General features: G+C 60.5%; 6 protein-coding genes and 1 pseudogene. 3 read left to right on the top strand and 4 right to left on the bottom strand.

Annotation, left to right across the window (positions count from 1 at the left end; genetic code table 11):
* Positions 1-658: 658 nt before the first annotated feature.
* On the top strand, positions 659-823 hold the full coding sequence (locus ACW9JE_RS02865; RefSeq protein WP_457431828.1) for a hypothetical protein: 165 nt from the start codon (positions 659-661) through the stop codon (positions 821-823).
* Here ACW9JE_RS02865 and ACW9JE_RS02860 read toward each other — a convergent pair.
* From ACW9JE_RS02860 to ACW9JE_RS02845, 4 genes and pseudogenes are all read right to left on the bottom strand, one after another.
* Positions 802-2,058, bottom strand: a complete 1,257-nt coding sequence (locus ACW9JE_RS02860; protein WP_457431827.1) for an FAD-dependent oxidoreductase — start codon at positions 2,056-2,058, stop codon at positions 802-804. The genes ACW9JE_RS02865 and ACW9JE_RS02860 overlap by 22 nt on opposite strands.
* Positions 2,059-2,121: 63 nt before the next feature.
* A pseudogene (locus tag ACW9JE_RS02855) lies at positions 2,122-2,322 on the bottom strand (aldehyde dehydrogenase (NADP(+))); the annotation flags it as partial.
* 81 nt (positions 2,323-2,403) lie between these two features.
* A complete protein-coding gene (locus tag ACW9JE_RS02850) occupies positions 2,404-3,351 on the bottom strand; it encodes a dihydrodipicolinate synthase family protein (RefSeq protein ID WP_457431826.1) in 948 nt (315 codons plus the stop codon).
* A gap of 73 nt (positions 3,352-3,424) precedes the next feature.
* Positions 3,425-4,351: a 4-hydroxyproline epimerase gene (locus tag ACW9JE_RS02845; RefSeq protein WP_457431825.1), complete on the bottom strand. Its 927-nt coding sequence runs from the start codon at positions 4,349-4,351 to the stop codon at positions 3,425-3,427.
* 229 nt (positions 4,352-4,580) lie between these two features.
* Here ACW9JE_RS02845 and ACW9JE_RS02840 point away from each other — a divergent pair, with 229 nt between their 5' ends.
* The gene (locus ACW9JE_RS02840; RefSeq protein WP_457431824.1) at positions 4,581-5,357 is read left to right on the top strand and encodes a helix-turn-helix domain-containing protein; all 777 of its coding nucleotides are present in this window, start codon (positions 4,581-4,583) and stop codon (positions 5,355-5,357) included.
* A gap of 170 nt (positions 5,358-5,527) precedes the next feature.
* Positions 5,528-6,400: a DNA/RNA non-specific endonuclease gene (locus tag ACW9JE_RS02835; RefSeq protein ID WP_457431823.1), complete on the top strand. Its 873-nt coding sequence runs from the start codon at positions 5,528-5,530 to the stop codon at positions 6,398-6,400.
* Positions 6,401-6,591: the final 191 nt, after the last annotated feature.

Genomic DNA, 6,591 nt, shown 5'->3' with positions numbered 1-6,591 from the left:
TGTGTTGTTCGCAGATTTTGTGGCAGACGACGGAACCTGTGGGAGCGGGCTTGCTCGCGAAGAGGCCAGCAGATCCAACATCGATGCTGGCTGACCTGACGCCTTCGCGGGCAAGCCTCGCTCCCACAAGTTTTTTGTGTTGTTCGCAGGTAATGTATTTCCCCAATTATTACGCGGGTAAAAAACGGACTTCGAATATCCATCCTTAGTTCATGGAATTGAATTTACATACCAATTACCACCAAAACGCCAGTACCAAAAAAACCTTAAATATCAGCAAGAACGATAACTAAGCCTGTCCACAACCCCGTACCACGCCAACACAACCAACGAACATCTTATTCTTCAATAGTCAGTATTACTGACCATGATTTTTGTAAATTCCTTCAGCTGTTAAAGTGCATCCCACGCGGAAATTGATGTTCTGGTTGCCCATCAGACTCATTCATTGCTCCCGCGTCCTTTGGCGTAATTTCTTTCGGCCCATCCGCAAATGGGCCTTTTTTTTGTCCGGAAAAAAGCACACGTCATTGTCGCCACAGAAGCTACAGAGCGTAGCCATTTGCACGGTTTATCGATTTCTCGAGCGAGCACAGACTTTGTTCACCAGCCCGAAACAGGGCGCGGCATAACGACTGACTCCCCGAGGAATGCAAACATGACCAAGCTCTACATCGCCGACCAAACCTGCTCCCAGGCCGTACAGATCATCGCCAACGAACTGGGCCTGACCCCGGAACTGGTGCACTTCAATGTCTTCGCCATTTCAGCAGCCCGCCGCAGCACCTGTGGGAGGGGCGGTCAGAAGCGGTTCAGGCGGTAGGCGTCCTTTGCCCGGGTTGGGTGGGAGGCCAGGTCGGCGATGAGTTCGGCGGTGATGGCGGCTTGGGTGAGGCCAAGATGTTGGTGGCCGAAAGCAAGCAGCACCCGGCCTTCGCACGCGCTGTCGATGATCGGCAGGGAATCGGGCAGCGACGGGCGAAAGCCCATCCATGGGGTCGCGGCTTCGGCATTCAGGTCGTGGCGGAACAGGCCCTTGCTCAGGCGATGCAACTGCCACGCGCGTTCCATGCTCGGTGGCGCGTCGAGGCCGGCGAATTCAACGGTGCCGGCCAGCCTGAGGCCGTCGGCCATGGGCGTCATGATGAACTTGCGCTCCAGCGAAGTGACGGCGAAGGGCAGCCGTTCATGCTCGTGGGGCAGCATCAGGTGATAGCCACGTTCGGTGTCCAGCGGGACTTTCTTGCCGGTCAGGGTTTCGGTGAGTTTGGCGGAGTGAGCGCCGCAGGCAATCAGGACCTGGCCACTGTTCAGGCTGCCTTGCCCGGTGAGCAGCGAAACCCCATTGGCGTGCAAGTGCCCGCCCTGAACCCGTTGCTTGAGAAACTGCACACCGCAAGCGCGTGCAGCGCTGACCAGTTCGCAGACGACCCGGTAAGGGTCGAGAAAATGCCCGGTACGCGGAAAGAACAAGCCTCCCTGAATCTGCTCGCTCAATCGCGGCGCCGCCTCGTGTACGGCGCCGGCTTGCCAGAAATCCACCGGCACCTGCTGCAAGCGCATGCGCTCCTGCAGCGCCTGGATCGCCGATTTCGATTCAGGACGTTCGAACACCAGCAGCGAACCGTCTTCCTTGAGCAGTTCCGGCCGGGCGATCGTCTGCAACAACCGTTGCCACGCCCCCAGACTGCCTTCGTTGAGTGCGCGAATGCCTGCCACGGTGCGCTGGAATGGCGCCGGGCGCAGGTTCAACAGCAGACGCGTAAACCAGGGCAAGGCGCGGGGCATGTACTTCCAGTCCAAGCGCAACGGGCCCATGGGGTCCATCAACATGGCGGGCAAACGCTTGAGGATGGACAGGTCGGCAATGGGAAACACCTGCTCGGTCGCCAGATGCCCGGCGTTACCGTAGGACGCGCCCCGACCGGGCTCCTGTTGGTCGACGACCACCACCCGCCGCCCCTGGCGAGCCAGTTGCAGCGCGCAGGCGACACCGATGATGCCGGCGCCGATCACGGTGACGTCGTGTGGATCGTTGGCAGTGCGATCGTTGGACATACCTCAGGCCTCTCTCTGCCCATCGAGCAAACGGCGCAACGTCAGCGGATTGCCGTGCTGGAGCGCGCGGGCTGCCAGTGACGTTTCCCGATAATCATCGAAGGCTGCCGCCGCGAGGGCGCAGGCCTGTTCGACGTGCTCGCCGGAGCCACCGGGATAGGCCGGTTCCAGGGGCAGGTCGGTGGCTGGATTGATCCCGCGAATCGCTGCGCGGGTGCCGCGGATGGCCTGCTGGCCGATCAGCATGTTGCCTGTGAGGGTCATGGCGTTTCCTGAAAAAAATAATGGGGGGACGAGAACAAAAAGCGGCGTACCGCAGCGCGCCGCTGTACCAGCGAAGGTGCGTCAGACCAGGTTCTGTTCTTTGCTCCAGTTCGCATACCACTGGCGGAACAGCGAGTACTGGGCTTCGGCGTAACGACGTTGAGAGTCGCTGAGCACGTCGGTTTCGTTGAAGTGCAGGCTGTATTCCTTGTCGCCGTTGAGCACCATCAGGTGTTTGTAATAGAGCACCAGATCGCAGCCTTCATCGAAGGAGGAAAGCACTGCCAGCGCCGACTCCAGTTCGCGCGCCTGGCGACGGGCCTTGGCATCGCCTTTGGCCGCCTGCTTGCTCAGGGCCACCAGTTGCAGCACTTCGCGGGGCAGGGCGTTGCCGATGCCGGTGATCGCGCCGGTGGCGTTGCAGTTGACGAAACCGTGGACCACCTGGGTGTCGACGCCGACCATCAGGGTCACGTCATTGTCCTTGGAGGTGATGTTTTCGGCGGCATAGCGCAGGTCGGCGCCGCCACCGAATTCCTTGAAGCCGATCAGGTTCGGATACTCGCGGCGCAGTTCGAAGAACAGGTCGGCGCGGGTGGCGAAACCGTAGTAAGGGCTGTTGTAGATCACCGCCGGCAGGTTTGGCGCCGCCTCGAGAATCGCCGCGAAGTGAGCCTTTTGCGCGGTGGCCGAAGCACCACGGGACAGCACGCGAGGGATGACCATCAAGCCATGGGCGCCGACCTTGGCCGCATGGGCGGCGTGGGACACTGCTTCACGGCTGTTCACCGCACCGGTGCCGACGATGGTCGGAATGCCGGCGGCCACCAGACGGGCCACGCCTTCCTGGCGCTCGGCCTCGGTCAACAGCGGCCAGTCGCCCATGGAACCGCAATACACCACGGCGCTCATGCCGATATCGATCAGCTCGCGCCCCTTGGCCACCAGGGCATCGAAGTCCGGCTTGCGCTCGGCGGTGCATGGGGTCATCAGTGCCGGGATGCAACCGGTGAAGATGTTGTCGCTCATTGTTCTCACTCCTTGCTGCGTTCATTCAAAAGTTGTGTTGATAAAACGATGCGTTTATTCACGCCGAGGCGACTCAGATGCCCCAGGCGAAAGGATCCTGTTCGTCGATCAGCAGCGTGCTGTCGGCGGTCATGTAGGCGCGGCCGGTGATGAACGGGCGCACGCGCTGGCCTTCGTGTTCGAAGCGGCCTTTGAATTGGCTGCCGGTGATGCTGGCCTGAATCCAGGTGTCGCCTTCGGCCAGTTTTCCATCGGCCGCCAGGCACGCCAGCTTGGCGCTGGTGCCGGTGCCACAGGGGGAGCGGTCGTAGGCTTTGCCCGGGCACATGACGAAGTTGCGGCTGTCGGCCTGATCGTCGTCGGCGAACAGCTCCACGTGGTCGATCAGCGCGCCGTCTTCGCCGTGTATGCCCTGGGCTTCGAGGGCCTTGAGCATCGACCAGGTGTATTCGGTGAGGGCTTCGACGTGGTCCATGTGCAACGCTTTGCCGTGATCGGAGACCAGGAAAAACCAGTTGCCGCCCCAGGCGATATCGCCGTGGACCTGGCCATGGCCGGGCACGTCCACCGCCACTTGCTGGCGATAGCGATAAGCGGGGACGTTGCGCAAGGTGACATTGCCGTCCTCGTGCAGCGTGGCGCTGACCTGGCCGACCGGCGTGTCGATCTTGTGCTCGCCCGGTGCGATGTGCCCCAAGTAGTGCAGCGAATTGACCAGGCCGATGGTGCCGTGGCCGCACATGCCCAGATAACCGGCGTTGTTGAAGAAGATCACGCCGCAGGTGGCGTCCGGCGAAACGGGCTCGCAGTACAAGGCGCCGACCAGTACGTCATTTCCACGGGGTTCCAGCAGGCACGCGCGGCGCCATTGGTCGTGATACTTGCGCAGGGTGTCGCGTTTGTCGGCCATGGTCTGGCCGGCCAACTGCGGGAATCCGCTCATCACCAGGCGCGTGGGTTCACCGCCGGTGTGGGAATCGATTACCTGTACTTTTTTCATCAATCCATCCTTTCAAAAAGCTGGGGGCGAACGATCAGGCCGTCGCGGGGCGTGGACGGCAGTGGCCATAGATTGGACTTGTCGGGTGGGCGGCGATTGATGGTTTGCATAAGGCTGGATGACGAAATCAGCACAATGCGCATCCAATTAAATGTCGTCTCGACAGCTCTCCGGGCATGGGGCAAGCTGCCTGACTTTCGTCTATCCGGACACGCGGGGAGTGAGATTAATGACGCAGGAAGCCTTCGCGATCCTGGGGCTGGGCAACGAGCAAAATCGCCCTGAAACCATGGAGCAATTGCTGGCGGGCGTGGCGCTTGTGCTACCGATGCTGGACGTGATCCCCAATGCCGCGATCTTCATAAAGGACCTTCAGGCGCGCTACGTCATGGCCAATCACACGCTGGTTCAGCGCTGTGGCCTGAAGCAGTTACAACCCTTGTTGGGCAGGACCAGCGCCGAGGTTTTTCCCGAGCAACTCGGGCCCGGTTATACCGAGCAGGATCGGCGTGTGCTGGAACAGGGACTGGTACTCGAAGACCAACTGGAGCTGCATCTGTACGGCAGTCGAGAACCCGGCTGGTGCCTGACCCATAAACGGCCGTTGTACAATCGTGAAGGCCAAATCATTGGGCTGGTGGGCATCTCCGTCGACCTGCAATCGGCCAGCGACACCCACCCCGCGTACGAGCGCCTGGCCTCGGTAGATGAACACATTCGCACGCATTTTCATCGCCGCATCAGTCTCAGCGAACTGACGCGCATCGCCGGCATTTCTGTTGCGCAACTGGAGCGCTATTGCAAACGGGTATTCCACCTGACACCCCGGCAGATGATCCAGAAAGTGCGCCTGGAACATGCCCATCGCCTGTTGCACAGCGACCTGCCGATCACTGACGTCGCCCTGCAGTGCGGCTATACCGACCACAGCGCATTTACCCGCCAGTTCAAGGCATCCAGCGGTTTCACCCCGCGCCAATACCGCCAGGCCACTGCTCACAGGTGAGGCGTGAACCGGCACTTATTTGATTTGCCATGGTCAATGTTTCCCGCAAATTTGATCAAGGACAGTGAAAGCATGCTCACCACTCCATAAGCTGCACCCGCCGCCAAAAAGAACCCCCTGCAGCGGGGCTCTCCGCTCGTCTAGTCCCCATCCAAATCGAAGAAATAACCATGCACCTACGCAAAATTGCAGTTGGGCTGTCGGCCCTTGTTTTGCTCTCCACCGGCGCAGAAGCCCGCAGCCTGCTGGATCTGCTCAAGCCACCCGCGCAACATCATGAACAAGGCTCGCGCTCGGGTTCGATCAGCCAGAGTGCAGCGCTGGATCTGTATTCCAGCCAACAGAAACAGGCCTCGTTCGACGGCTGCACCGAGTTGTTCCCTTCCTCCAGGCCGCTGGCCATGGCCACGGTGTCGGCGAACATGAAACCGCTGGCGCTGTGCTCCGACAATTTCGCCGTGCTGTATTCGCAAACCAGCAAGACGCCGCTGGTGGTGGTCGAGCGCCTGAATGCCGCGCAACTGAAGGACGCCAAAGGCGAGGAGCGCACCAACCAGTTTTACGCCGACCCACGGATCCCCAAGAGCGGGCGCGCTGAGTTGAGCGATTACCGCAGCCAGAAACCGGCGGTGGATCGCGGCCATCAATCGCCGGCGGCCGATGCGCCGAACCCGAATGCGATGGCGCAATCCTTCGCGCTGTCGAACATGGTGCCGCAGGACCCGACCAACAATCGCAAGATCTGGAGCAAGGTCGAGTCCGACGTGAGGAAGTTCGCCCAGCGCGCCGGGGGCAATGTGTATGTGTTTACCGGGCCGCTGTTTGATTCTGGTCATGGAACGGTGGGGGACAACAAGGTCTGGGTGCCGACGCGGTTGTACAAGCTGGTGTACGACGCGTCGTCCAAACGCGCGTGGGCGTATGTGCTGCCTAACGCTGAAACGCGGGTTGAAAAGCCGATGGATTACGAGACGTTCGTGAAGACGACGGGGTTGAATCTGTTGGGGAATCTGCCGGTGACGGGGTCTGTGGGCCGGACCTGATCAAGAGGGCGCATGAAATCTTGTGGTGATGGGGTTTGCCCTAATGCCAGTCAGTTAAGAGATTGAACTGACAACAGGTACATTGTGGTGAGGGGATTTATCCCCGTTGGGCTGCGAAGCGGCCCCAAAACCTGCCAACGCAATCTTCCAGACAAACCGCGTTGCCAGGATTTACGACTGCTGCGCAGCCG

Source organism: Pseudomonas sp. SDO55104_S430 (assembly GCF_054070595.1).
The sequence above is the reverse complement of the archived record's forward strand: the minus strand, read 5'-3'. Positions and strand labels throughout refer to the sequence as shown.